This is a genomic window from Veillonella sp. (assembly GCF_032470285.1).
In the GTDB taxonomy this organism is placed as follows: Bacteria; Bacillota; Negativicutes; order Veillonellales; family Veillonellaceae; genus Veillonella.
The window spans coordinates 247,075-271,924 of record NZ_JAWEKP010000003.1 but is presented as its reverse complement, the minus strand read 5'-3'; the positions used below and the strand labels follow the sequence as shown (position 1 = coordinate 271,924).

The following is a 24,850-nucleotide window of genomic DNA, read 5'->3' as shown; positions in this document are numbered from 1 at the left end:
ATGAACTTGCAAAGCTTTCGTATGAAAACTAAGCCGGAATTCATGATCATTCCAATGATTGATATCATTTTCTTCTTGTTGGTATTCTTCATGATGAACAGCTTGCAAACAGTGGCTCAAAAAGCCTTGTCTGTACAATTACCACAGGCTACTAGTGCTTCTGCACCAGCTCAATTACCAGTGGTTTTAACATTAGATGCGGAGGGTCATATTACGATTGATAACAAGCCAATGAGCATTGACGATGCTGAGGCAATGGTAAAACAACGTATCCAAGAAAACCCTAATGCTAGTGTTATCTTACAAGCCGATAAACGAGCGGCTCATGGTCAAGTAGTAGCGATTATGGACATGTTAAAACAATCTGGCGTTAAACGCTTAGCTATTGCAGCTGAACAGAAAGGATAACTATGGGACTAGGCATATCATGGAAAAAAGCAGCCATTATATCCGCCGTAGTTCATCTTATTGCTCTCTTTATTGCTGTAATCTTTTTTGTAGTGGTTCCAGCCATTCAAGAAATGGATACCTATGAAATCGACCTCACACAAAGTGTGCTCGATGATGGTGGCAGTGGACATGCTGGTGGTGGCGGAGGTAACAGAGCAGATCTGTTCCCAAAACCATTGTCAGCAGATGAAGTAGCGGCAAGAACAAAGGCTGTTGTAGCAAATGTTGAACCATCTACAGCAACAGATATCCCTGATGCAGTAGATGTGGCAGCTAAAGCAAGTGAAAATAAAGGCAATACATCCGGTGATAATTCCGCTGTTGGTGGCACAGGCCCTGGATCAGGTGGTGGTTCTGGCGGTGGTCATGGTACTGGTGAAGGCACTGGAATTGGTGATGGTAGAGGCCATGGTACTGGTACAGGTGATGGTACCGGTGAAGGTGATGGTCACGGTACAGGTAAAGCCGCGTTCAATGTAGAGGGCTTTTATGCAGCCGTAGATAGCCAAAAACAAATTCCTTATGCGGCTATTAAACGTAAAATGAACGTAGATGTTACAATTAATGTAATGGCTAAATTAGATACTAATGGTAATTTAATAGACGTATATCCAACTAGTGGTGGCGATGAGATATTTGTAGAAGCGGCTCTTGATGCAGTGCGACGAGCGACTCCGTATCCAAACGAAACAGGGGATATACAACCAGTAGAAGTTCCTGTACACTTTGTAGTACAGGCCGATGGAGAAGATGAAGAAGAATAAATATATCTAAGTAATAAAGGAGATAAATATGAAATCTATTATTTTATATTCTTCCCTTACGGGAAATACTAAAAGTGTAGCGGAAGCAATGGCTTCCGTTATGCCTGAAGGTACACCTTGCGTTCCTGTAAAAGATGCACCTGAAAATTTAGCTGATTATGATACAGTATTCGTAGGTTTCTGGGTGGATCGAGGTACAGCGAATAAAGAAGCGGCAAAATTGATTGAAACTTTAAAGAATCCTAATGTGGTATTCTTTGCCACACTAGGGATGTATGCTGATTCTGATCATGCTCGTGAAAGTATCGAAAAAGCATCTGAATTATTGCCTAACAAAGAAGCTCTTGTAGACGGCTTCGTATGCCAAGGTAAAATCGATCCTAAAGTAATCGAAATGATGTATAAAATGTTCCCCCCTGGATCAGCACATGGGCAAAGCCCAGAACGCGATGCATTACATAAAGCGGCGGAAACTCATCCAGATGAACAAGACTTTGCAAATGCAAAAGAATTTACAAAATCTGTACTTGCAAAGTTGCAAGCCTAATTTCTGAAAGGGGATTGGAGTATGAGTTTAGCAAGTTTCTTTGAATCCATTCCGGAGAAGCAGCGAAACCTACAACTAGGTTTAGAATGCGATAATCCGATGAGTGGTGCATTTCCTCATAAACGTGTTGTACATGCAGGTCTCAATGGTACGCTCGTTTCTCCAAAAGAAACACAAGCCGTTTGGGATTCGTTAATGAATGGCACTCCTAAAAAGGGCGAAATGCAATGCGCTTACATTCATATTCCGTTTTGTAAGACAAAATGCACATATTGTGGTTTCTTCCAAAACGGTACGAGTCAAAGTGTTGAAGACCAATATATTGATGGTCTTATCAGTGAATTAAAGCTCGCTAGTGAGCGTTCGAGATTAAAAGATGGTTTGATCCATGCCGTATTTATCGGCGGTGGCACACCAACATCTCTATCACCTACAAATTCTGAAAGATTGCTTAAAGCGATTAAAGCGTACTTGCCATTGGCAAATGATTACGAGCTTACCTTAGAAGGTCGTATTCACGATTTGATCCCTGAAAATCTTGAAGTTTGGATGGCAAACGGCGTCAACCGTATGTCCATCGGCGTACAATCTTTTAACACAGAAGTGCGTCAAATGGTAGGCCGTTTAGATACGAAAGAAACCGTATTAGAACGACTAGCTGCTTTGAAAGCTTATGGTCAATGCTCTGTCGTTATTGACTTAATCTATGGCTTGCCTGGTCAAACTATGGAGGTGTGGGAACAAGATTTAGCTGATTTAGTAAGCTCTGGTGTTGATGGTGCAGACCTATATCAATTAAATGTATTTGATGGTAGTGATCTCAATAAAGACATTACAAACGGCAAAGTTCCAGCTGCAGCCACAACAGCGATGCAAGGGGATATGTTTGAATTTGGTCGTAAATACCTTGATGAACGTTCCTATCGTCGATTGAGTGCCGCTCACTGGAGTGCTAATAATCGTGAACGTAGCTTGTATAACACTTTAGCTAAATCGGGCGTTCCAATGTTCCCATTTGGTAGTGGTGCAGGTGGTAACGTCGACGGTTATGGGATGATGTTACATCGTGCATTAAAACCATACGAAGATATGGTTACCCGCGGTGAAAAACCATTTATGGCCCTTATGAAACAAAGTGATTTACAACCTATCGTAAACCGAGTAGTAAGTCAATTAGAACAAGGATTCCTCAATATTATGAGCTTAGTAAAAATGGATTCCAGATTAGATGAATTGAACTGGCTCTATAAATTATGGGAAAAACGAGGTCTTGTTGCCTATAATGGATTGCTTTATAAATTGACTGATGCAGGCGAATTCTGGACTGTAAATCTTACGCAAAGTACATTAGAAGCTGTTGAATATATCATGACTGGTAAGAATTCCTTCGCTATAGAAGCAGTAGCAGCACAAGATACAAAAACAATTTCTAAAGAAAATCCTAACCAAGAGGTACGTGGCATTGGCCAAGGTAAAGCCAATATCTCTGTACCAACTGACGAAGATTCCGAAGCACAACGTAAAGATGCTCTCATTGCTAAGGCTAAAGCTGAAATTGCTAAGAGCGGTGCTTCTGGCGAAGCAGCAGAACGAATGGTACAAGCTATGTACAATTTAAGTGCTGATGAGATTGAATATATGATGGAACGTATGATGTCTTAAACTGTTATGTTACACCTTAATTCTAACAACCTCTCCGAATAACCAACATATAATATACAAGACATATTACGTGACATATACGTGCTCTCTGTAGTACAAAGTAGCCCCAGACTGTAGTCTGGGGTTTACTTTTTATAGAGCGAAAGGTATTCTGTAGGTATAAGACTTAAATGACTTTAAAAAGTATAGCAATAGATGTATAGGAATAGATGTATAAGTCTATAAGGACAATAAAAATCTAATTGCTGTTAAAATCATAAAACAATAAGTGAGATAGTAAATCTAAAAGATGTGAAGTGATATTGCTTGTATAGCTGATAAAAGGCTTAGGAGGTTAGTATGAGTACATGTCCTCAAAAAGAAATAGATATATTAGGTATTGGGGCTAGCACATTAGACCGCTTCATCGTTGTGGATCATTACCCAACGGGACGTGAGGTACAACAAGTTGTATCTTCTACCACCGATGGTGGAGGACCTGTAGCTACAGCATTAGCCGTTGCAGGTAAATATGGTACACGTACGGCCATGATTGACAGTATCGGTGACGATATGGTGGGGCGTCATATTTTAGATGATTTCAAAAAATATAATGTTAATACTGATGCTATCCACATTGAAAAGGGGGAAAAGAGTGGCGTTGCTACAATCCTAGTAAAGCATAGCACTGGCGAGCGTGCCGTATTTTTTGAACGCTCTACTGCGCCAGAGCCAGTATTTTTAGATACTCATAAGCAATTAATTAAAGAAGCTTTCATTTTACATGTTAACGGACGGCATCGACAATTCATGTGTTCTGCCATGGCGTTAGCACAAAAGGCAGGTACTATTATCTCTCTCGATGGAGGTGCACAGCGCTACGATGAAGAGATGAAATCTATTACAGAGTCAAGTCATATTACTATTGTTGCTCGTGATTATGCTGAAAAATATACGGGCACTACTAATTTAGAAGAAGCTTGTCGTATCATTCATGACCGTGGTGCTCTTATTGCGGGGGTTACGGATGGCGCTAATGGTAGTTATTTTGTATGGCCTGATGGAACTTTCTATCGTTGTCAGGCATTCCCTCAAGAATATGTAGTTGATACAACGGGGGCCGGAGATAGTTTTCATGGTGCATTTCTTTCAAAGCTTGTTACATTATTAAGAGAGTTAGCCCCAGTAGAAGGGTTAGAGACCTCTACATATGCTATAGATTTATTACAACATTGTGGACATTCTGATTTAGAAAAAGCTGCTATCTTTGCGTCCGCTGTAGCAGCTTTAAATACGCAAGGGATTGGTGGTCGTAGCGCTTTACCAAGTTTACAAGTTGTACATAAGTTAATGGGATTGGAGTAAATCAGTATGTGGCACGATATTTCCCATTCTCATGTACAACGGTACATGCAACAAAATCCCTATCGATTATTAGCGTTTAGCTTTCTAGGCGTCATGATTATAGGTACAATATTGCTTATGTTACCGATGGCGAGTGCTCAGGGGCAAACGACGGCTCTTGTAGATGCCGCTTTTACCGCCGTATCTTGTGTTTCGGTAACAGGGCTGACCACTGTAGATACTTATTATCATTGGTCTTTATTTGGCAAGATTGTAATGGTTATCCTTATTCAGTTAGGTGGGTTAGGAATTGTATCTTTCACGACCATAATTGCTTTGCTTCTAGGTAAACGAGTAGGCCTTAAAAATCGTATGCTTTTGTCCGAGGATGTCGGACAGGAGGGTATGACTGGTTTATTACATATTACGAAAAAGTTAACGCTTTATACCTTTGCTATTGAAATTGTGGGAGGCATAATCTATACGATTCAGCTATATCCCTATATTGGACAGGCTGCATTGTATACCGGTATCATGCAAGCTGTTTCCACCTTTTGTAACGCTGGATTTGTATTTTTTGATAATGATCTACCTTATGCCATGGTAGGGGACATATTATTTAATATCAATACAGCAGTACTAATTGTTATCGGTGGTTTTGGCTATTTAGCGGCCTTTGACATATGGTCACACCGTAAGGTGCGACGATTTGTTGACTTAAAACTTCACACTAAGATTATGTTAGTAGGCACAGCGATTCTTATCCTATTAGGAACTATCATTTTTTTAGGTGTGGAATGGTCAAATCCAAAAACCTTTGGGTCATTACCGATTTGGAATAAAATAATGGCCTCTTTATTTCAAGCGATTACGCCGCGTACAGCTGGGATTGCAACGGTTGATTATAATGCATTACATCCAATTACCTTGTTTGTTACCATTATTCTCATGTTTATTGGTGCGGGTCCGAACTCTACCGGTGGAGGCGTTAAAATTAGTACCGTAGCAGTAACCATACTTGCATCGCGTACCTTGTTTAATAACCGTCCAGATACAGAGATTTTTGAACGTCGTATTTCATTAGTAACAGTGCTTAAAGCCAACGGGATTATATTTTTATCGCTTCTTCTTATTTTGATAGCCACCTGTTATCTGGCCTGGGATGAGCCTTATGATTTTATTCGATTGTTATTTGAGGTTACGTCCGCCTTTGGGACTGTAGGCCTTACGACGGGAATTACGTCTGATTTATCTGAAAGCAGTAAATGGGTGCTGATGCTTGTTATGTTTACAGGTCGTGTCGGTGTTATGACCGTTATTGGTACATGGGCTCTTAGGACTTCACCAACGAAGCCAATTGGGTATGCAGAAGAGAATGTATTGATGTAATTGAGTAGAATAGTTAGTCTATCAGGAGATATAGCATGAAATATAAAACAATTGCCGTCATTGGTCTTGGTCAATTTGGTACGACTATAGCCAAGATGTTAGCCTCTATGAATCATGAGGTTTTAGGTGTAGATATTAATCCAGAAATTGTACAAAAGGTTTCCCCCTATGTAACACATGCTATTGTAGCAGATACTACTGATGAAGAGGCTATTAAAGCCTTAGCTTTGAGCCAATTTGATATAGTTATTGTTGCCATTGGTGATAATATCCAGGCTAATCTCATGACTTCGATGTTGTTGAAAGAAATGAATATGCCTCATGTGGTTTCGAAAGCTGAAAATGCACTCCAAGGTAAGATGCTCAAGAAGATGGGGGTAGATATGGTCATCTATCCAGAATATGATGTGGCACAACGGTTAGCTCAATCGTTGACACGAGAACATGTAATGGATTACTTACAACTATCTAAAAGCATTAGCCTTATTGAAGTAGATATGCCTAAATTTTTGGTAGGCACCTGCTTAAAAGATTCTAATCTGCGTGAGAAATATAATCTTAATGCTGTAGGCATCAGGCGTGGGGAGGATTTAGAAGTCCCTCCTAATCCGTTTACGATTCTTTCGGCGGAGGATAAACTATTAATCATAGGAAATAATTCTGATTTAGATGCATTAACAGTGTAGTAAGTATACGAAAGAGATATAAATATATCGAAAAAATATGATATAATGAGATAGAATTCAGTATAGGCCATACGTATTCGTATGGCCTTTTAATATAGAAATGAAGGTTATTATGACAGAGGAACAATATATAACGGCGCTGATGAATAACCCACATGGGATTCGAAATATTCCAAATCCTACAGAAGCTATGCAACTTACATGTGTGGGGCAAAACGGCATGCTGTTACAATATATTAAAGAACCTACTCAAAAGGTTATTGAAACGGCGCTTTTACAAGCACCACGAGCTATACAATTCGTTGAAAATCCTACAGAAGAATTGTTAAAAACCTTAGTGGAAAAAGATTGGGCAGTTTTAGAATACATCAGCGATCCGTCTGATACATTAATTCAAAGTGCGTTAGCTCAATCAGGCTGGGCTATTCGCTATATTGCAAACCCATCTGAAGAATTGCAATTAGAAGCGGTGAAGGCGAATTATGATGCCTTACAATATATCAATGCTCCAAGCGAGGTTGTGCAGTTACAAGCCGTGCAAGAGAGTTACTTAGCCTTGCGCTACATTGATGAGCCTAGCGTAGCTGTACTAGAAGCAGCAGTAAAGCAAGATCCACAGGCAATGCGGCAGATTACAACCCTCACTAAGGACTTGGCCTTGCATCTATTTAAAGTAAGTGCGGCTATTGTCGGTTATATACCTAATACATTGGGTGTTACAGTAGACGAAATCAAAGCTATAATTGTAGATGCTATTTCCGGCGATACAGTTGATGAAGACTATATACGCGAGTTAATCAACAATAAAGCTATCGGTGGACGTCAATCAAAATGGCCTATTGATATATTGTCACTTATTGATATGTATGGTACTAGAACTGTTAAGAAAATCGCAGTAGGCGAATATTTGAAATATTAGAACGGAGATGTAATGAACTTTATAGATACAATGGCAAGCGTTGAATTAGTGCTTGCCGCTAATCAGGTGCCCTTGCTCGTTGGTGAGACGGGCATTGGTAAAACCTCTCTCGCAGCGCACGTTGCAGAGGTACATAATTGGGAATTAGTAACTATTGACGGAAACCTCTTAAAAGAAGGTGAAATTGGTGGCTTGCCTACAGTAGAAACGGTGACTCATACGGATGGTCATGGCAATAGACGGGATGTGAAAACTACAGTATACGCTGTGCATCATACATTGGAACATGTGGCACAAGCCGTAGATAAAGGGCGCCAAGTATTGCTGTTTATCGACGAAATTAACCGCGCAGAACATGCAGTTCAACAAGAGTTGATGAACCTTATTCTAAACCGTGAAATTAATGGCTTTTCTTTAAGTGATCAAGTGCGCATCATCGCCGCTATGAACCCTGAAGATTCCTTTGATTACCAAACCATCGATATGGATCCGGCACAACAAAACCGATTCGTATGGCTTTATATGAATGCTGATTATATGCAATGGATTGACTGGGCTATCGGTGCAGGTATTGAAGAAAAGGTTATTGAATTTATTTCTTCCTATCCAGAATATTTAAATCAACGTCACGAAGACGATATCGATGCCACACCTCGTTCCTTTGAACGCGTGTCCGGTCTATATAGAATTTATAAGAATCAAGAGGGCACAAGCTATAGTCGGGATGTATTTATGAATGTTATCCGCGGTAACGTAGGTAAACTCATTGCGGAGGCTTTTGTAAACTTTATCGAGTCCGATCAAGAACCTCTTATTACCCTTGATGATGTATTAACAGCGGTTCAAAAACCAGGTGCTATTATGTCTATGGCTGAGCAGGTTAAAGGTGAAAGCCCAACTCGCCTTTATGTAGCAGCAAAAAATATGTTGCATCGTTTAAATCGCAATAGCAATGCGCAGGAAGTACATCACTTTGTGGAGTTTTTAACCTTGTATCCAGGGGATTTGCGCGTAGCGGTTATGAAAGATCTTCGTAACACTTATGAGCGCGTTTACGCTTATGCTATTGAAGATGATCTCTTTGTAGACACTTTTTTTGAAGCTCAAAAATAATTCTATGTGTGTAGTTAACCAAATCAAAGCTATATATAGATAACCAATCTTAGTAAATTATTAGTTATGAGACTAATTGATATATGGAATATGATATAAACTAAATTTGTTTTTTAAGAAAAGGAGGTGGAATTATGCAACGAAACTTAGATAAGGATGATATACGTGATGCGTCGGATTTGCTAACTCATATTGATGGCTGGGAAAAGAATGGTTCTTATGATGCGGAGGCTATCGAGACGCTCGATCGATGGCATGCGAAACGAGAGCGTATTCATCGTGAAGCAGAGGCTTTGTATACGCAAATATACGCATCTTATGAGGCCTATGTAGATAGTTATGAAGAACAACATCATAGCATGGCGCCTGAACGTATAGCGGCTGATCTTATGAACCATAATATGTCGGATAGCCATATAGGTACTATCGGTCGTGCTCTTGAAGACGTACAAGTGGAGGGGACAGACCTCTCCGTTATGCAGCAAGCCGTAATGACACCAGCCTATGAGCAACGGTTGTGGAATATATTGCATGATGTAAACAGTTTGCTCCTTGAAGAGGACCAATTCTTTGGTTACTTTTACTTACAAATGACTCATCGCATTCGCTTTGATATGGCCAGTGCTTTTGGTATTAATCTTAAACAGGGCGGATATGTATTATATGTAAATCCCTTTATCTTGTTACGCCAATCGCCTGATGTGATGAAGGATGGTATTAAGCGTGAAGTTCTTCATATCATTTCTGCTCATTTGATGCGGGTAAAAGCGCTGAGCCAAGGCTTTCACAAAACAGCAGTCCATATGGCTATGGATATGGTCGTAAACGATTACCTTGAACATGTAGACCGTGATGCGGTAACGGTAGCCAATGTAAATGCGCGCTTTGGTTTGTTATTAAAGCGTTTCCGTACCATTGAATACTATGCGAAGGCTATTGATAAGGTCATGAAAGAAAAACCAGACCTCTTTGTGCCTATTGATAACGCAGATACGGCGGTTGCTATGGAGTTTGACCCTCAAACCAGCCATGATATTTGGGATGAATCCGATTCTATTGATACAGATACGATGGACCAAATCACGGAGCGCTATATCAACGAAGCCTCAAAGGGGGATATGGAAGGCTATGTGAAAAGCCTTATCGATACATTCCAAAAGACACGTCGTGCCTTGCCTTGGTATTTCTACCTTAAAAAGTTAATGGGCAAGGTAGCGAGTGGATACAAAAAAACGACGATGCGTCGTAATCGTCGTCAACCTGAGCGTTTGGAGTTGTCTGGCACATTACGTCAACATAAGGCAAATGTATGGGTAGCTCTCGACATGAGTGGTAGTATAACTGATGTGGAGTTTACAAATGCTTTAGAGCAAGTGCTACAAATCGTGCATGCTTATAACCATCGTATTACTGTTGTAGAATGTGATAATGAAGTACGCCGCACCTATACGATGGAATCCGTGAAGGATGTGAAGCCGCGCCTCGATGTGCGTGGTGCTACAGCCTTTACTCCTGTATTCTCTCTGGCTAATCAAAACCGTGTAGATTTACTTGTATACTTTACAGATGGCAAAGGGGAAGAGCGACTACGAGAGACGCCAAGAGGCTATAAGGTGCTGTGGGTATTGACCGGTGAGAATCCACAATTATCTTTGCATAATCCGTACGGCATGGTTCGTGAACTCGGTTATGTGGGGATTGATGAAACTCAGGATATTGATGAGTTTGTACGTATGGTTAATCGCGGTGGCTTTTCTATGGCTAATCAAGAGATTTAGTATATTAGGTCGCATGTTTTTTTATAGGTTTAATCTTGAACCAAAATGGTATACAAAAATGACGCAATCCAGCGGATTGCGTCATTTTTAGGTCTGTGGATCTTTTATTAGTTGTTAAGCTCAATAGAGGAGCCTGGATCGATAATGAGTGCTGTTTGGTTATATTTGCCTTCTACAAGACTTGTAAATACACCTGGTTCACGGTCGATAACAGGCCATGTTTTGTAGTGAATTGGAATGGAAATACGCGCTTTTACATAAGAGGCAGCAAGGGCTGCATCTTCAACTCCCATTGTGTAATTATCACCGATAGGAAGAAGGGCGTAATCGATTTCACCAAAGCGATTTAATAATTTCATATCGCTAAAGAGTGCTGTATCACCAGCGAAGTATAGGATATCTCCATAGAAATCTACGATACAACCTGCAGCGTGACCGCCAGGGATGCCAGAGCCGTGGAAGGCAGGAACCATTCGAACAGAACCGAATTCAAAGTCGAACTTACCACCTAAATGCATGGCGTGTGTACGGCAACCGGCAGCAGCTGCTTTACCCGCTACCTCAGCAGTAGAGATAACGAGGGCGTCATTTGCTTTGGCAATAAAATCTGTGTCTCCATAGTGATCATCATGTCCATGACTGACAAAGATATATTGGCATTTAATATCTTCTTTTTTAGCGATATCCCATGTATTACCGGTCAAGAATGGGTCGAAAATCATGGATACATCGCCACGTGTGAGCATAAAGCAAGCGTGACCAAAATAAGTTAGTTTTGTTTTCATAGGAACACTTCCTTCCTTGTACATACAATTCTTAATTCTATTGTATAATATAATAAATGAAAATAAAACTATTGGTGATAATTTATACATAATTAGTAAGGATATATTATGGATTTAACACATTTTGATCAAGATGGAAATGCTTGGATGGTAGATGTATCAGATAAGGATATTACAACTCGTACTGCTGTGGCAGAAGGCTTTATTACTATTAATGATGCAATTTATGAACGCATTGCGGCGGGAACAATAAAAAAAGGGGATGTTCTTAGTGTGGCTCAATTGGCAGCTATTATGGGGACGAAACAGACGAGTAATCTCATTCCCCTTTGTCATCCGTTAGCATTAACTAAGGTTGAGGTGCATTGTACTCTTGTTGATGGTGAAAGTCCAGCCTGTACGGATGCTACACATAATAGAGCTGTTAAAGTTCATGCTACCGTAAAAACGACAGGAAAGACAGGTGTTGAAATGGAGGCACTTACGGCGGTTCAAGTAGGACTTTTAACAGTCTACGATATGTGTAAAGCTATTGATAAGGGGATGATTATAGGCCCTACATATCTTGTAGAAAAAGAAGGCGGGAAAAGTGGACATTTTGTCCGTTCCTTTGTAGAATAATATAGATATAAAGAATAGGGGATTGAAAATGGAAATAGTACTTTATGAGCCTGAAATTCCAGGCAATACAGGAAATATAGCACGCTTATGCGCCGCCAATCATATGACCTTACATCTCATCAAACCCCTTGGCTTTTCTATTGATGACAAGCATGTAAAACGGGCTGGCCTTGATTACTGGCACTTGGTAGATGTACAGGTACATGAAAATATTCAAGAATTATATGAGAAATATCCTAATCGTAGATATTTCTATGCCACTACCAAAGCAAAGCATACTCATTCCGAGGTGAAATATGAAATTGGTGATATGCTCGTTTTTGGGCCTGAAACAAGAGGGTTGCCTGAAAGTTTATTAGATGGTAAAGAGGATACATGCATTCGTATACCCATGGTAGATGAAGCACGTTCTCTGAACTTATCTAATGCGGTGGCAATTATAGCTTATGAAGGTATGCGTCAACTTGATTATCCAGATCTTAAGGCTGAAGGCAATTGGATTCAATCTAAATAAATAGACTTTCATAATTGAGAAATATATTATACGTATGTGTTAGAAGATCTACCAAATCTATATGACAGGTAGCGATTTTAACGGTGTTGTTTGGAGGAGGATATTATGAACTACGATAAAGCTCATGATTTAGCTCACGCAATGCGTGAATCTGAAGAGTACAAAGAGTTAATGGCTGCTCAGGAAGCAGTGAAAGCAGATGCAGTAGCAACGGGTTTGGTTCGCACATTTATGGCTCAACAAATGCAATGGGAATATGCTAAGTTGTCCGGTGCTCCAGAAGCGGATGAGTTGCAAAAGAAACAAGAGGAATTGATGCCTCAAATTCAAGAAAATGCTGCAGCGTCTGCTTATTTGCAAGCGCAAATGCGTTGGAGCCAGATTTCTAATGATATTTATAAAATCATTAGCGAACCAATCACTGAGGGGATGAAAGTGTTAGATCATGGCGAACAACAACCAAAACATTAAGGTATTACAAACAGCTTTATTAGAAAAATTACCAAGTACACGTGTACGAGAGCAGGAGCTTCTTTGTCATCATACGACATTCAAAATTGGAGGACCTGCGGACTTATTTATTGAACCTACTACGATGGCAGAACTTAGTTTTACACTTCGTACCATTCACGAATTAGATGTGCCTGTAACTATTATTGGTTGTGGATCTAATATTTTAGTGAAAGACGGAGGTATCCGTGGTGCTGTCGTATCAGTTCGACATATGACCCAAATCATGGATTGTAACGAAAACACATTGTGCATTGGTTCCGGGTATATGTTAAAGGATGCTTCTGAATTTGCTTGGGAGAATAGTTTATCTGGTCTTGAATTTGCCATTGGTATTCCAGGCACACTTGGTGGTGCCGTATTTATGAATGCAGGTGCTTATGATGGGGAAATGAGCCATGTAGTTACTGCAGTGAGAGCCGTAGATTTCCAAGGAAATATTAAAGAGTATGATGCATCTCACTTGGACTTTGCTTATCGTCATAGTGTATTCCACGATAATCATGAAGTTATTGGGGAAGTCATTATGACACTCAAACCAGGCGACAAGGATGCCATCAAGGCACGTATGGATGAGTTAACAGAAAAACGTGAATCAAAGCAACCTTTGGAATATGCCAGTGCAGGTTCAACCTTTAAGCGCCCACCAGGGTACTTTGCAGGTACATTGATTGAACAAACAGGCCTAAAAGGTTTGTCTGTAGGTGATGCGCAAGTATCTCATAAGCATGCTGGCTTCGTAATTAATATAGGTAGTGCAAGTGCGAAGGATGTACTTGACCTGATTAGTGAGGTACAACGTCGTGTGTATGATCAACATGGTGTACATCTCGAACCAGAAGTACGCATGATTGGTGAAGATTAATACAAATTAAATACTAATATAAGATTTCTTATGTAATGTTACTCTTTTAAGGATGGCGGATTCATAAGAAATCTTTTTTTATAGTTTTTAAAAGAGTATGATAGGTTCATAGTTAGTTCATATTTTGGAGGCGATGATATGAATACTTTGTTGGCCCAGGAGATTTATGATAAAGCGCTAGCGTGTGGATATGACAGTTGTGGTATAGTACCTCTTGATGCACTTGATTTTTATAAAGAACGGTTGATAAAGCGTTTAGAAGATGTACCTGAAAGTAAAGAGGTATATGCGCATAGTAAAGATTTTTTAGCATTAAAAGAAAAGTATCCTTGGGCACAATCCATAGTGGTTTGTACTGAATATTTTGGTGATTATAAGTTTCCTGTATCTCTTCGAAAGCGATATGCAAAAGGGTTGTTGTTATCTTTGTCAAATATTCCTCACAGTGATGAGTTTAAACGAAGGCAATCTTTTGAAGCCTGGCTTGGTGAAAATGGAATACGATATATTGGCGGTGAAACGGCGAAACCTGCCGGAATTATTCCTTTACGGCCCGCTTCGGTAGCAGCTGGTTTAGGCATTTATCGAAAAAATAATTTTTTTTATGGACCTAAAGGTTCTAGCTATGAACTGGTGGGCTATTTAATTGATGCGTCCTGTAAGTATATTCAACAGTTAGAGATACCACCATGTCCGGATTCTTGTAATTTATGTCAGCAAGGGTGTAGGACAAAATCCTTATCTGCACCGTTTACTATGAATCCGTTAACATGTGTATCTTTTATTAATACATTCGGTGATGGTAAGTTACCGGATGGTGTCACAGACGATATGCTGGAGGCGTGGATATTAGGTTGTGATAACTGCCAGGATGCATGCCCTTTTAATGCAGACCATGACTGGAGCATAGGGCTGGATTATCCTGGACTTGATGAATTAGAGCCGTTGCTACAGCCAGAATATATTTTGAAAGCTTCTGATGAGGAGATTATAAAAAAGCTGATTCCTAAATTCTGTTTCCATTTAACAGATAAACAAATTCAGTTGTTGCGTAAATCTGCTAAGCGGGCGATAGCGCGTAAATAGGCTTTTGTCCTAAGATGAGTCAAAAGTATAATCGAATGTTGAAATTGCCATGATTAGAATAGGTGTACTATTTTGACTTTTTTCTATAGACTGCGTTATAATTAACTGTTGCCATTTTTGGAAAATATACCTACATAGCTACTTTCACAGAGGCTATGTGATATAGAATATACTGAAAGAATTAAAGGGAGGATCTTATGATTCGCGAAAATCTTCGTAATGTAGCGATTATCGCCCACGTTGACCATGGTAAAACTACTTTGGTGGACGCATTATTAAAACAAAGCCATGTGTTCCGTGAGAATGAAAAGGTAGCAGAACGCGTAATGGACTCCAACGATTTGGAACGTGAACGCGGTATTACTATTTTGTCTAAAAACACTGCTGTTATGCATGATGGCATCAAAATCAACATCGTTGATACTCCAGGCCATGCTGACTTCGGCGGCGAAGTGGAACGCGTACTTAACATGGTTGATGGCGTATTGCTTCTCGTAGATGCTTACGAAGGTCCAATGCCTCAAACTAAATATGTTTTGCGTAAAGCATTAGAGCAAAAATTGAAACCAATCGTAGTTATCAATAAAATCGACCGTCCTGACCAACGTGTTAAAGAGGTTGAGGATGAAGTCCTTGAATTGTTTATGGAACTTGAAGCTGACGATGATCAACTCGATTTCCCTGTAGTTTACGCATCTGCCCGTTCCGGTGTTTCCAAAACCAACTGGGATGATGAAGCTGTAAACATGGAACCGTTGTTCAAAACATTGATTGATGAAATTCCGGCACCACAAGGTGATATGGAAGGCCCTCTTCAATTCATGGTAACTACACTTGATTATGATAACTTCATCGGTAAAATCGCTGTAGGTCGTATCGTTCGCGGTAAAATGAAAACTAACCAACAAGTGGCAATCATGAACGGTGAAAGCACTCGTAAAGCGAAAATCGGTCGTGTGTACACATACAATGGTTTGAATCGCGTTGAAACTGACGAAGCTGAAATGGGTGATATCATTGCCTTTGCAGGTATCGACGATATTAACATCGGCGAAACAGTAGCGGATGCTGAAAATCCTGAAGCATTGCCATCCATCTCCATCGACGAACCAACATTGTCTATGGTGTTTTCCGTAAATAACTCTCCATTCGCAGGCCGCGAAGGTGAATTCGTTACATCCCGTCACTTGCGTGATCGTTTGTTCCGTGAAGTAGAAACTAACGTTTCTATGAAAGTAGAAGAAACTGATTCTGCAGATGCGTTCAAAGTATCTGGTCGTGGTGAATTGCATTTGGCAGTATTGATTGAAACTATGCGTCGTGAAGGCTACGAATTACAAGTAGGTAAACCTCGTGTAATTTTCAGAACTATTAACGACCAATTGTGTGAACCGCTCGAAGCATTGACCATCGACGTACCTCAGGAATTTATGGGTACTGTAATGGAAAATCTCGGTCAACGTAAAGCTGAGTTGACTAACATGGTTGAATTGGCCGGTTATCTTCGTATGGAATTCGTAGTTCCGGCTCGTGGCTTGATCGGTTTCCGTGCACAATTCTTAACAGCTACAAAAGGTAATGGTATCATGAACCATGTATTCCATGGTTATGCACCATATAAAGGTGAAATTCCTTCCCGTACACGTGGTGCTTTGGTAGCATTCGAAAATGGCGAAACTACTCCATATGGTTTAAACTCCGTTCAAGATCGTGGTACATTGTTCGTTGGCCCTAACCAAGACGTGTATGCAGGCCAAGTTATCGGTGAAAATACACGTGAACTTGATATGGATGTTAACCCATGTAAGAAAAAACATGTTACCAACATGCGTTCCAGTTCCTCTGATGAAGCGGTACGCTTGACTCCACCTCGTATCTTCTCTTTGGAAGAAGCTCTTGAGTGGATCAACGATGATGAACTTGTTGAAGTAACACCTGAAAGCATTCGTATGCGTAAAACAATTCTTGATCGTAACGCACGTGCGAAAGCAGCGAAGAATAAAAAATAATATCTCATGCGGATATAATGGCGCTCCTTAAGGAGCGCCTTTTTTATCTAATCTATAAGTATTTATCTAACATATTCTTACAAGTCATATATTCATGAAAATAGGTGATAATTTTATCATTTATGATTATTGGGTATAAAAATAAGTTAATATACTAAATACGCATAATAACTTGCTGATAGGGGTATTGGTATATACGAAATATTTGTAACGCTGTATAATAATAACAAGTTTATTGAAAAAGTTATTGATTATGGAGGTTCTTATGAATAAGAAAATCTTAGCTTCTTTATTTGCAGTAGGTTTAGCTGCAGGTTGTGTGTGCTCTTCCGTTGATGCGCATGGCGTATTCTTTGCTAACCGCTTAGATGAAAAAGCGCTAGTACTTGGCGAAGGCCCTGTTGATGATGCGTATAGCCCAGAAATGGTAAAAAGCATCATTGGCTTAGATAACAATGGCATGGTAATTCCTGTACAAGTTATTAAACATGAAAAAAATGTAGTAGTTGTACCAAATGATAAATTGGGTATTACAGTAACTGACTTTGACTATGGTTATTGGACAAAAGACAAAGATGGCAAAACTGTTCATAAACCAATCTCTGAAGTACCAGGTGCTCAAAAAAGTACACATGCCATTAAATATGACGTTCACTACTGGAATGCAGAAGCAAAACCTTTCAATAATAAAGATGCTTTCATTCAAATCATTCCATCTGTTAATCCATTAACTCTTAGAAAAGGTGATACATATGAAATCCAAGTCTTGAAAGACGGTAAACCATATGCAAATGCACCTCTTATTAAAGACGTAATTAATGATCTTACTAATGAAAGTCAAGCAGATGCTAATGGTAAAGCAACTGTTACTGTAAGTGCTAACGGCCTTAACGTAGTAGGCGTTGAAGTGGGCTTCCCAACTCAAACTAAAGGTGAGCAAAATAAATACTTCAGTGCATTGTCCTTCATCATCAATCCTGAATAATATAGGATATACTATTTACTAAGTGTGTGAAATAAACAAGACCTCCTAAGTTGGACTTAGGGGGTCTTTTTATATTTTTAGGGTGTACGTATAAATGCGTTCTGTGAGAGCCTCGTATTAAGCGGGGTAAGAAAGAGAGATTTTTATGAAATTACAACGAAATGTATCGGCTGTGATGGCTGCGTTGGTATTAACTGGAATGACCTGCTCTGCATTTGCTACAGAAATTAATGCCACAAGTGATAAAGCGGAGGAATTGCTTGGATTAACAATGGGGTCACCTGTACAAACACAACCAGAAGTTAAGCATATTGAGGACACCTTAACTGTAAATGTACATGGTAAAAGCTTAACGGAGTCTGGTAAAAGTAAGAATGTAACGGGTATCTATAATGGTTTTGGTTCACAATTGACTGTGGATAAGGATTTAATTGTACGGTTAAAGAATGATGCACCAGCCTCAAAAAGGGAACTCGGCCATTACTATATGAGCGCTGTGTATGCTGGTTACGGCGGTAAAGTGCCAAGACTCAGCAAGGACAATCCTGATAGAGATTATGGAGATACTAATATTCACGTCAAAGGCAATGTAGATATTGATGCTATCGGTGTCGGTTTACAAGCTAATCAACGTGGTCATATCATTGTTGATGGTGGTGGACGTATCATCACGCATCCTTTAGAAACCTCTGATACTTACTCTGTGGTGGCAGAAGAGGGTGATGTATACGTTAATACTGGCTCTGATGGTAAACATCCAGGGTCTAAAGAATTAGTCGCTGTTGGTAATGTAGGGTTAATTAATAAGGATTATGGTCGTGATCCAAATCATAACGAAGTGCCAACGAATATAGCATTAGCTTTTACAACACCTAATTCTAAACTTACGGGTGCTGTACTAAATGAATATGCTGAAAGCAATAAGAACCCTCATAATTCTGGTGCTGACATTTACTTACAAAATGGAGGGACTTGGAATAATGAATGGATTGGTATGGAGCGTCCTACCCCTAAAAGAGAACGTCCATCTGGGGATAATGCAGCATATCTATATAAGGGCAGTAAGGTTCGCAATCTCGTAGGCGGTGCAAATCCAACGGCAGCCGGTATCCTTCATCCTATCGATGCACGGCCTATTACAATTCAAAATTATAGCGGCTATGTGAATGCTGTTTATAAGGCCGGTGTTCCAGCTAGTGAAAAAGGAAAGGGGAATATTGTTGTTGAACATGCTGCAGATAATAGCCATATTACCTTGCAAGGCGATGGAGCTAATTTGACTAATGATGATAGCTACCGAAAGGAAATACAAGCCTTAGCTGATAAATTACAATATACTGGCAATGATAAAAAACTGAGCACAACAGTTCAAATCAATGAAGGGATTACTCGTCCAGGTGCTGTTGCAGAACTAGGTGCAGATCATTTTGACTCGCAGGGGCGTCTTGTTGTAAATGATACAACAAAGATTAATCGTGCTAATGAATCATCCTTAGTGAGTGGTTCAAAATCTGCTCTTACATCGACTGCTATGGCATGGAAGAGTAATACTAATGATTTACAACGCCGTTTAGGAGATCTTCGTTTAGCTAATACAAACCAAGGTGTATGGGCGAAATATATAGGCGGTAAATCTAAAATTACAGACGGTGCTGATGCACATATGACGTATAATGGTGTACAAGTCGGCTACGATCATAAGGCTTCTAATGGTTGGATTTTGGGAGGTGCCATTGATTATAGTACATCCAGTAATTCTTATACTAATGGCAGTGGTGATGGTAAACTTGGTGGCATTGCCTTGTACGGCACAAAACAACATGACGATGGTAGTTATTTAGATATTATCGCTCGTGGTAATCGTTTATCCAATAATTACAACCTTTATACTGTAGGTGGACAGCGGGTAAATGGCAATTATCATATGTATGGTACATCATTGAGTGCTGAATACGGTAAACGCATCAAGAAACAAAATGGTTTCTATATCGATCCTAGTGTAGAATTTATTGTAGGCCGTTTGAATGGTGTATCCTATGATGCCTCTGTTGTCGGTGGTGGTTCTATGCATGTGAAAGCTGATGCTGTGAACTCTGCTGTAGGTAGACTCGGTATTGGCATTGGGAAGGAAACAGAAAAATCCAATATCTTTGCTAAATTAGCGTTGGCTCACGAATTCTCTGGTAAGGTGAATACAACGTATTCTGCCCCGGGAAATTCAACAGTACAAACGGAAGTCGATTTGAAAGATACATGGCTTGATGCTGAGATTGGCGGATCTTGGAATATTCGACCTAGTACATATCTATATGGTACATTCACTAAAAACTTTGGTGCTGCTATAGAAAATACATGGCGCATTGATGCTGGGATACGGCATAATTTTTAATTAAATATTGCTTTAATGGTCCTTATAGCGTATGCTGTAAGGACCATTAGTATGTAAGGAGTTAATTATGACTAAGATTTTATTCATCTGCCACGGCAATATTTGCCGCTCTACGATGGCAGAGTTCTATATGAAGCATATCGTTAATAAGGCAGGTTTAAATGATTCTATTTATATCGAGTCTGCTGGTACATCTCGTGAGGAGATAGGCAACGATACTCATTATGGGACTAAGCAAAAGCTAGATGAAATGGGTATTCTTTATACGCGTCGTAAGGCTCGTCAAGTAACGGTTGATGACTATCATAATTTTGACTATCTTATTATCATGGATGAAAATAATGGGCGGAATTTAAAACGTATCATTGGCAATGATATAGACTCTAAAGTGTATAAGGCCATGTCGTTCGTTGGTGAAAACCGTGATGTAAAGGATCCTTGGTATACGGGGAACTTTGATGAAACCTATGATGATGTAAGTCGCAGCTGTGATGCTCTATTAGAGTTGATTAAAGAAAAAATATAAATATATAGACCTTACTATTAGACGGTGTAGCAGTAGTGATTGAGTTTAACTATAGTTATTTCGAAACTGAATTGGCTTAATAGTAAGGTCTTTTCTATATACACAGCCTATCTCGCTTTATACTTTATACTACCGAAGCATAGCGTAATATGGTATAATTTTTAGGTATTCATGCGCCTATAGCTCAGGGGATAGAGCGCCGGTCTCCGGAACCGGGTGCGCAGGTTCGATTCCTGCTAGGCGCACCAAATAAAAGGCTTCTCGATTTCGAGAAGCCTTTTTACATGCCTTTATTCTTTATGTTGATGTATAGTTCAGGAAATTATATTTTAGCATCTATATTTAGTACAACGAATTCCTCGTGATTGAAATTCATTTATCAGTAAGTCTATAGATTTATCAATGATTTCTTCATTAGTTATATATACCATCTTTTTGTAATAGACCGTACCATCAAATTCTATCCAACGGCTTGTCTTACCATTTAGTTTGCAAATTTGCATTCTGCCGGCCCAGCTGCCCATGCTACGGAATTTTTTGCCTTTAGAAAAACGTACTTCTCGAATATCGCTTAATTTAAATGTTCTTCTTACTAAGCCAATGCCTATAGAGACTTGATCATCCTTAAAGTAAAGAAGTTTATAACGCTCTTCAGGAGGCATCGATCTAATTATAGATAAGTTATAAGTAGCAAAAACTACAGCAATAGCTACTAATGTAAACATTAGGATTATCATATATTTTCCCATACTATTAAGTCCTCCTTATCGCCATTATAATAAATATAAGTAATGTATGGAATCATTTTTATAATCAAATTGCTAATAAATAGTAGAAGGACAAGATTATTTTGAAGGATAAGAATATGTAGAAACAGTAGATAGAATGCCAGTATATCGAGTAATGATTGAAGATTAATAGGATTATGTTGCTTCATGATTGAAATTTCACACTCCTTATATAGTTGGTATGATATAATGTCCTCAAAATTTGCATTGTTATTTGATGTAGATATGGAGGTGTATTTATGCTTTCAACACTTTTATTTTTATTAATTGTATTCTTAATTTACCTATTCATTAAACAATATAACTTGTTGCAAAACTTGTCTGGAGAAATCAGAGAGACTCGTACTAATATTATGGTTTTCTATGAGAAAAAGGTATCTATCATAAATGGATTTATTAACCTTGTAAATGAGCTAGATGGTTATGAAAAATTAACTCCCTTAAAATTGTCCAATACCTTTGTAGAGATGGCTCGTGAAACATCCAAAGCGGTAGAAAATATTACTGCCTTAGTAAATCAATTTCCGGATTTGAAGGCCCATACTCAATATGCTGAATTCCAAGAATCTCTTAGAGAAAATGACATACTAATTTTAAATAAGCGTGAAGTTTATAACTATCAAGTGAAACAATACAACAGTACTTTGGCACAAATTCCAATGGTATTTGCTGCATCATTATTGGGCTTTAAAGAAGCGCCGTTTTTTGAGCCAAATAGAGAAGGTACGTTTTCTGAGTTCAGTGGTGCTGATTCTAAAGCTATTAAAGACCTAGCTAAAAAAGGTTGCGATAAATTAAAGAAAACTACTGAAAAAGTTAGTGAGACCTTACAAAAGAAAGAACAAGAGGCACAAGCTAAGCGAGAAGAACGGATCAAACAAGAGCGTGAAGCTGCTTCTAATAATGAAAATGTAACGCCTGAAGAAAGCACTGATCAAGAAATAGCAAAAGCTGAGGATACTTCTGAACCAGAAGCATCAAAAAATGGTGATAGTTCTACATCAGTAGAGAAGCAAGAAGAGAAATAGTTAAATAAAATAGATGTATACAATCAGGTAGAATTTAATTCTGTTAGCAATAAAATATGAGAAATAAAAAACTCCACTTTTTTGAGTGGAGTTTTTTCGTATATTAAGTATGAACGTATTTTTGATATTGAGTTAATTTTAGATATGGATAATTCATTTATTGATGTGAAATTATATATTCAATAATATCGAAATAGCATAATAAATGTGACTTGAGTAACACATTTTATTTTGAGAATGATGTACAATAAGGATAGCTATATGAAAATCTGAACATCCTAGCCGGAACACTAGGACATATAGGGGAGAGTTAAATTACATAGTGAATTTAACTAAATGAAAATTACTTATATATATATCTATAGCTCATTCGTTTGGGGATGTAGCTATTTAGAGGGGATAATATGACAAACAAAATACAAGAGCTTACCGTCAATGAAACTTGGCGTGATGAGCAAGACGCATGGAACCATCGTTCCGAGTACTTTGTAGAAATGCACAATCGCGAGGATCGTAAGGCACAGGTCACTGATTTTTTAGCCTTCTTAAAGGATGAAAATTTATTACCTTCAGCGAATGGTCGTACACTTGATGTAGGTTGTGGTGTTTGTGACTATGCACTTGGGTTAGCTCGGGAAGGTTATAAAGCGACTGGTATCGATTTATCTGATGGTATGATTCGCGGTGCTAAACAATTGGCAGAGTCAGAAGGTTTAGATCTTAGTTTATATATCGGACCTTGGTCTGATGAAACTCGTCGAGAGCTAGGTTGGGATAAAAGCTTTGACTTGGCATACAGTATCTTCTGCCCAATTATGTTTGATGTAGAAAATATTCGCGCCATGCACGATGCAAGCAATGATAAATGCTTGTGGATTGCTTTCAGTGAACGGAGTGACGAAATGGTAGATATGTTATCTGAACATTTCTTTGGACGTGATTCTTTCCCATGGGATGGCAAGATGAATGAGTGTTTAGATGTAATTCATGAGATGGGGCGTAATGTGAAAGTGACTTATAAAACGGTTCCTGAAACAGAGGTTATGTCTCTTGAAAAGGCAGTTAATTATTTTACCATGCGACTTCATAATAATGGATGGGGAGACATGGAAGACATGAAAGAAGAGATTAGAAATCTCATTGAGCCACTAGCTATTGATGGAGAAATCCATAATAAGACTGTTGATAAGGTGGCTTGGGTTTCATGGTCTGTGAAATAGGAGAGAAACATGACAGTTGATGAGAAACGTAAGTTAGAACTAAAAACTATGTACCAGATTATTGGCATCTATTGTCATAATAAGCACCACACTCCTAAAGGACAACTCTGTGAGGAGTGTCAAAAAGTTTGGCAATATGCTGAACATCGTATAGATGTATGTCCTCATATGGAAAGCAAGACCTTCTGCAGCGTATGTAAAACGCATTGCTATGCGCCTACGTATCGTGAAAAAATACGTGAAATCATGCGCTATGGTGGACCTAGAATGTTATTTATATCACCAATTCAAGTTATTCGCCATATGTATTTAGAGTGGAAGGATAGAAAAAGGAGTCGTACTTCTTATGAAAACTGATATGATTGTAAAGACAGGAATGTTTGTAGCATTGACGGTTTTACTATCTTATATATTTGCTATTCATACTACATTTATACATATTACCTTTGGATTTTTATCAACCGCTATATTTGGTATTCTTTATGGGCCTATGGCAGCAGGTATAATGGCTGCTATTGCCTGTTTTATAGGTATGTCTTTATTTGGACAAGGGGTATTCTTTCCCGGCTTTATCATATCTGAATTTCTTGTAGGCTATGTGTATGGGTATTTTTTACACGGACGTAATGTTACATTTAAACAATTACTTTTACCGGAGACGATTGTTACTGTATGTATACATCTGATATTAAATACAATATGGCTCACAATATTTTATAACAAAGCAGTATCTGCTATATTTATTGGACGTCTTATTAAAAATATCATTTGTTTCCCTTTAGAAATTGCATTGATTTTAATTGTGTATAAGGCAGTCAGTAAGTTTATGGTACAAAAAAAGCCATAATCTTACAGTATACTAAAATGCACCCCTAACATTAGATTATATGTTA

25 protein-coding genes and 1 tRNA gene are annotated in these 24,850 nt (G+C 38.8%); 24 read left to right on the top strand and 2 right to left on the bottom strand.

What is annotated here, in order from left to right; genetic code table 11:
* The 10 genes from E7B10_RS05450 (at position 1) to E7B10_RS05405 (ending at position 10,631) form a co-directional block, all read left to right on the top strand.
* Entirely contained in the window at positions 1–408 is a 408-nt protein-coding gene (locus E7B10_RS05450) for a biopolymer transporter ExbD (RefSeq protein ID WP_004698605.1), read from the top strand.
* Positions 409–410: 2 nt separating this feature from the next.
* A complete protein-coding gene (locus E7B10_RS05445) occupies positions 411–1,214 on the top strand; it encodes an energy transducer TonB (protein WP_012864670.1) in 804 nt (267 codons plus the stop codon).
* Positions 1,215–1,242: 28 nt separating this feature from the next.
* Positions 1,243–1,761 (top strand): flavodoxin family protein, encoded by a 519-nt coding sequence (locus E7B10_RS05440; RefSeq protein ID WP_008601576.1) that lies wholly within the window; start codon positions 1,243–1,245, stop codon positions 1,759–1,761.
* Positions 1,762–1,782: 21 nt separating this feature from the next.
* Positions 1,783–3,423: a heme anaerobic degradation radical SAM methyltransferase ChuW/HutW gene (gene hutW, locus E7B10_RS05435; RefSeq protein WP_287511018.1), complete on the top strand. Its 1,641-nt coding sequence runs from the start codon at positions 1,783–1,785 to the stop codon at positions 3,421–3,423.
* A 339-nt stretch (positions 3,424–3,762) separates the two neighbouring features.
* Entirely contained in the window at positions 3,763–4,767 is a 1,005-nt protein-coding gene (locus tag E7B10_RS05430; RefSeq protein ID WP_287501793.1) for a carbohydrate kinase family protein, read from the top strand.
* A gap of 6 nt (positions 4,768–4,773) precedes the next feature.
* Complete coding sequence (locus tag E7B10_RS05425) at positions 4,774–6,135, top strand: TrkH family potassium uptake protein (protein ID WP_287511016.1); 1,362 nt, start codon at positions 4,774–4,776, stop codon at positions 6,133–6,135.
* A gap of 35 nt (positions 6,136–6,170) precedes the next feature.
* A complete protein-coding gene (locus E7B10_RS05420; RefSeq protein WP_004698681.1) occupies positions 6,171–6,821 on the top strand; it encodes a TrkA family potassium uptake protein in 651 nt (216 codons plus the stop codon).
* A 112-nt stretch (positions 6,822–6,933) separates the two neighbouring features.
* On the top strand, positions 6,934–7,740 hold the full coding sequence (locus tag E7B10_RS05415) for a hypothetical protein (protein ID WP_287511013.1): 807 nt from the start codon (positions 6,934–6,936) through the stop codon (positions 7,738–7,740).
* Positions 7,741–7,752: 12 nt separating this feature from the next.
* Complete coding sequence (locus E7B10_RS05410; RefSeq protein WP_287511010.1) at positions 7,753–8,853, top strand: AAA family ATPase; 1,101 nt, start codon at positions 7,753–7,755, stop codon at positions 8,851–8,853.
* A gap of 134 nt (positions 8,854–8,987) precedes the next feature.
* A complete protein-coding gene (locus tag E7B10_RS05405) occupies positions 8,988–10,631 on the top strand; it encodes a VWA-like domain-containing protein (RefSeq protein ID WP_281782878.1) in 1,644 nt (547 codons plus the stop codon).
* A gap of 107 nt (positions 10,632–10,738) precedes the next feature.
* Here the strand turns inward: E7B10_RS05405 and E7B10_RS05400 are convergent, their stop codons facing one another.
* Positions 10,739–11,416 carry a metal-dependent hydrolase gene (locus E7B10_RS05400; protein WP_279007482.1) on the bottom strand — a complete coding sequence of 226 codons (678 nt, stop codon included), beginning with the start codon at positions 11,414–11,416 and terminating at the stop codon, positions 10,739–10,741.
* Between the two features lie 108 nt (positions 11,417–11,524).
* Between E7B10_RS05400 and moaC the strand changes: the two genes are divergently transcribed.
* From moaC to E7B10_RS05350, 10 genes are all read left to right on the top strand, one after another.
* Positions 11,525–12,037, top strand: a complete 513-nt coding sequence (gene moaC, locus E7B10_RS05395) for a cyclic pyranopterin monophosphate synthase MoaC (RefSeq protein WP_287511007.1) — start codon at positions 11,525–11,527, stop codon at positions 12,035–12,037.
* Between the two features lie 28 nt (positions 12,038–12,065).
* Positions 12,066–12,551 (top strand): tRNA (uridine(34)/cytosine(34)/5-carboxymethylaminomethyluridine(34)-2'-O)-methyltransferase TrmL, encoded by a 486-nt coding sequence (gene trmL, locus E7B10_RS05390; RefSeq protein ID WP_155086004.1) that lies wholly within the window; start codon positions 12,066–12,068, stop codon positions 12,549–12,551.
* Positions 12,552–12,656: 105 nt separating this feature from the next.
* Positions 12,657–13,022 carry a YlbF family regulator gene (locus E7B10_RS05385; protein WP_227037132.1) on the top strand — a complete coding sequence of 122 codons (366 nt, stop codon included), beginning with the start codon at positions 12,657–12,659 and terminating at the stop codon, positions 13,020–13,022.
* Entirely contained in the window at positions 12,997–13,926 is a 930-nt protein-coding gene (murB, locus tag E7B10_RS05380; RefSeq protein ID WP_287511004.1) for a UDP-N-acetylmuramate dehydrogenase, read from the top strand. Before E7B10_RS05385 ends, murB begins: the two co-directional genes overlap by 26 nt.
* 138 nt (positions 13,927–14,064) lie before the next feature.
* Positions 14,065–15,012, top strand: a complete 948-nt coding sequence (locus tag E7B10_RS05375) for a 4Fe-4S double cluster binding domain-containing protein (RefSeq protein ID WP_316055527.1) — start codon at positions 14,065–14,067, stop codon at positions 15,010–15,012.
* 197 nt (positions 15,013–15,209) lie between these two features.
* A complete protein-coding gene (gene typA / locus E7B10_RS05370) occupies positions 15,210–17,021 on the top strand; it encodes a translational GTPase TypA (protein ID WP_316055526.1) in 1,812 nt (603 codons plus the stop codon).
* A gap of 265 nt (positions 17,022–17,286) precedes the next feature.
* The gene (locus tag E7B10_RS05365) at positions 17,287–18,006 is read left to right on the top strand and encodes a DUF4198 domain-containing protein (RefSeq protein WP_004696641.1); all 720 of its coding nucleotides are present in this window, start codon (positions 17,287–17,289) and stop codon (positions 18,004–18,006) included.
* A gap of 145 nt (positions 18,007–18,151) precedes the next feature.
* A complete protein-coding gene (locus E7B10_RS05360; protein ID WP_287511000.1) occupies positions 18,152–20,395 on the top strand; it encodes an autotransporter outer membrane beta-barrel domain-containing protein in 2,244 nt (747 codons plus the stop codon).
* 67 nt (positions 20,396–20,462) lie between these two features.
* Complete coding sequence (locus E7B10_RS05355) at positions 20,463–20,921, top strand: low molecular weight protein-tyrosine-phosphatase (RefSeq protein ID WP_287510999.1); 459 nt, start codon at positions 20,463–20,465, stop codon at positions 20,919–20,921.
* 173 nt (positions 20,922–21,094) lie between these two features.
* A tRNA-Arg gene (locus E7B10_RS05350) sits at positions 21,095–21,169 on the top strand.
* An 81-nt stretch (positions 21,170–21,250) separates the two neighbouring features.
* Here the strand turns inward: E7B10_RS05350 and E7B10_RS05345 are convergent.
* A complete protein-coding gene (locus E7B10_RS05345; RefSeq protein ID WP_287510996.1) occupies positions 21,251–21,670 on the bottom strand; it encodes a hypothetical protein in 420 nt (139 codons plus the stop codon).
* 278 nt (positions 21,671–21,948) lie between these two features.
* Between E7B10_RS05345 and E7B10_RS05340 the strand changes: the two genes are divergently transcribed.
* From E7B10_RS05340 to E7B10_RS05325, 4 genes are all read left to right on the top strand, one after another.
* The gene (locus E7B10_RS05340; RefSeq protein WP_287510993.1) at positions 21,949–22,737 is read left to right on the top strand and encodes a LemA family protein; all 789 of its coding nucleotides are present in this window, start codon (positions 21,949–21,951) and stop codon (positions 22,735–22,737) included.
* A 404-nt stretch (positions 22,738–23,141) separates the two neighbouring features.
* A complete protein-coding gene (locus tag E7B10_RS05335; RefSeq protein ID WP_287510990.1) occupies positions 23,142–23,957 on the top strand; it encodes a class I SAM-dependent methyltransferase in 816 nt (271 codons plus the stop codon).
* A 9-nt stretch (positions 23,958–23,966) separates the two neighbouring features.
* The gene (locus tag E7B10_RS05330; protein WP_004696632.1) at positions 23,967–24,314 is read left to right on the top strand and encodes a nitrous oxide-stimulated promoter family protein; all 348 of its coding nucleotides are present in this window, start codon (positions 23,967–23,969) and stop codon (positions 24,312–24,314) included.
* Positions 24,304–24,804 (top strand): folate family ECF transporter S component, encoded by a 501-nt coding sequence (locus tag E7B10_RS05325; RefSeq protein WP_004696629.1) that lies wholly within the window; start codon positions 24,304–24,306, stop codon positions 24,802–24,804. Before E7B10_RS05330 ends, E7B10_RS05325 begins: the two co-directional genes overlap by 11 nt.
* The last annotated feature ends 46 nt before the right edge of the window (positions 24,805–24,850 follow it).

Excerpts from the sequence above, each read along its gene's own strand:
- E7B10_RS05450 (WP_004698605.1), top strand. The coding sequence starts at position 1 with ATGAACTTGCAAAGCTTTCGTATGAAAACTAAGCCGGAATTCATGATC.
- E7B10_RS05445 (WP_012864670.1), top strand. The coding sequence starts at position 411 with ATGGGACTAGGCATATCATGGAAAAAAGCAGCCATTATATCCGCCGTA.
- E7B10_RS05440 (WP_008601576.1), top strand. The coding sequence starts at position 1,243 with ATGAAATCTATTATTTTATATTCTTCCCTTACGGGAAATACTAAAAGT.
- hutW (WP_287511018.1), top strand. The coding sequence starts at position 1,783 with ATGAGTTTAGCAAGTTTCTTTGAATCCATTCCGGAGAAGCAGCGAAAC.
- E7B10_RS05430 (WP_287501793.1), top strand. The coding sequence starts at position 3,763 with ATGAGTACATGTCCTCAAAAAGAAATAGATATATTAGGTATTGGGGCT.
- E7B10_RS05425 (WP_287511016.1), top strand. The coding sequence starts at position 4,774 with ATGTGGCACGATATTTCCCATTCTCATGTACAACGGTACATGCAACAA.
- E7B10_RS05420 (WP_004698681.1), top strand. The coding sequence starts at position 6,171 with ATGAAATATAAAACAATTGCCGTCATTGGTCTTGGTCAATTTGGTACG.
- E7B10_RS05415 (WP_287511013.1), top strand. The coding sequence starts at position 6,934 with ATGACAGAGGAACAATATATAACGGCGCTGATGAATAACCCACATGGG.
- E7B10_RS05410 (WP_287511010.1), top strand. The coding sequence starts at position 7,753 with ATGAACTTTATAGATACAATGGCAAGCGTTGAATTAGTGCTTGCCGCT.
- E7B10_RS05405 (WP_281782878.1), top strand. The coding sequence starts at position 8,988 with ATGCAACGAAACTTAGATAAGGATGATATACGTGATGCGTCGGATTTG.
- E7B10_RS05400 (WP_279007482.1), bottom strand. The coding sequence starts at position 11,416 with ATGAAAACAAAACTAACTTATTTTGGTCACGCTTGCTTTATGCTCACA.
- moaC (WP_287511007.1), top strand. The coding sequence starts at position 11,525 with ATGGATTTAACACATTTTGATCAAGATGGAAATGCTTGGATGGTAGAT.
- trmL (WP_155086004.1), top strand. The coding sequence starts at position 12,066 with ATGGAAATAGTACTTTATGAGCCTGAAATTCCAGGCAATACAGGAAAT.
- E7B10_RS05385 (WP_227037132.1), top strand. The coding sequence starts at position 12,657 with ATGAACTACGATAAAGCTCATGATTTAGCTCACGCAATGCGTGAATCT.
- murB (WP_287511004.1), top strand. The coding sequence starts at position 12,997 with ATGGCGAACAACAACCAAAACATTAAGGTATTACAAACAGCTTTATTA.
- E7B10_RS05375 (WP_316055527.1), top strand. The coding sequence starts at position 14,065 with ATGAATACTTTGTTGGCCCAGGAGATTTATGATAAAGCGCTAGCGTGT.
- typA (WP_316055526.1), top strand. The coding sequence starts at position 15,210 with ATGATTCGCGAAAATCTTCGTAATGTAGCGATTATCGCCCACGTTGAC.
- E7B10_RS05365 (WP_004696641.1), top strand. The coding sequence starts at position 17,287 with ATGAATAAGAAAATCTTAGCTTCTTTATTTGCAGTAGGTTTAGCTGCA.
- E7B10_RS05360 (WP_287511000.1), top strand. The coding sequence starts at position 18,152 with ATGAAATTACAACGAAATGTATCGGCTGTGATGGCTGCGTTGGTATTA.
- E7B10_RS05355 (WP_287510999.1), top strand. The coding sequence starts at position 20,463 with ATGACTAAGATTTTATTCATCTGCCACGGCAATATTTGCCGCTCTACG.
- E7B10_RS05345 (WP_287510996.1), bottom strand. The coding sequence starts at position 21,670 with ATGGGAAAATATATGATAATCCTAATGTTTACATTAGTAGCTATTGCT.
- E7B10_RS05340 (WP_287510993.1), top strand. The coding sequence starts at position 21,949 with ATGCTTTCAACACTTTTATTTTTATTAATTGTATTCTTAATTTACCTA.
- E7B10_RS05335 (WP_287510990.1), top strand. The coding sequence starts at position 23,142 with ATGACAAACAAAATACAAGAGCTTACCGTCAATGAAACTTGGCGTGAT.
- E7B10_RS05330 (WP_004696632.1), top strand. The coding sequence starts at position 23,967 with ATGACAGTTGATGAGAAACGTAAGTTAGAACTAAAAACTATGTACCAG.
- E7B10_RS05325 (WP_004696629.1), top strand. The coding sequence starts at position 24,304 with ATGAAAACTGATATGATTGTAAAGACAGGAATGTTTGTAGCATTGACG.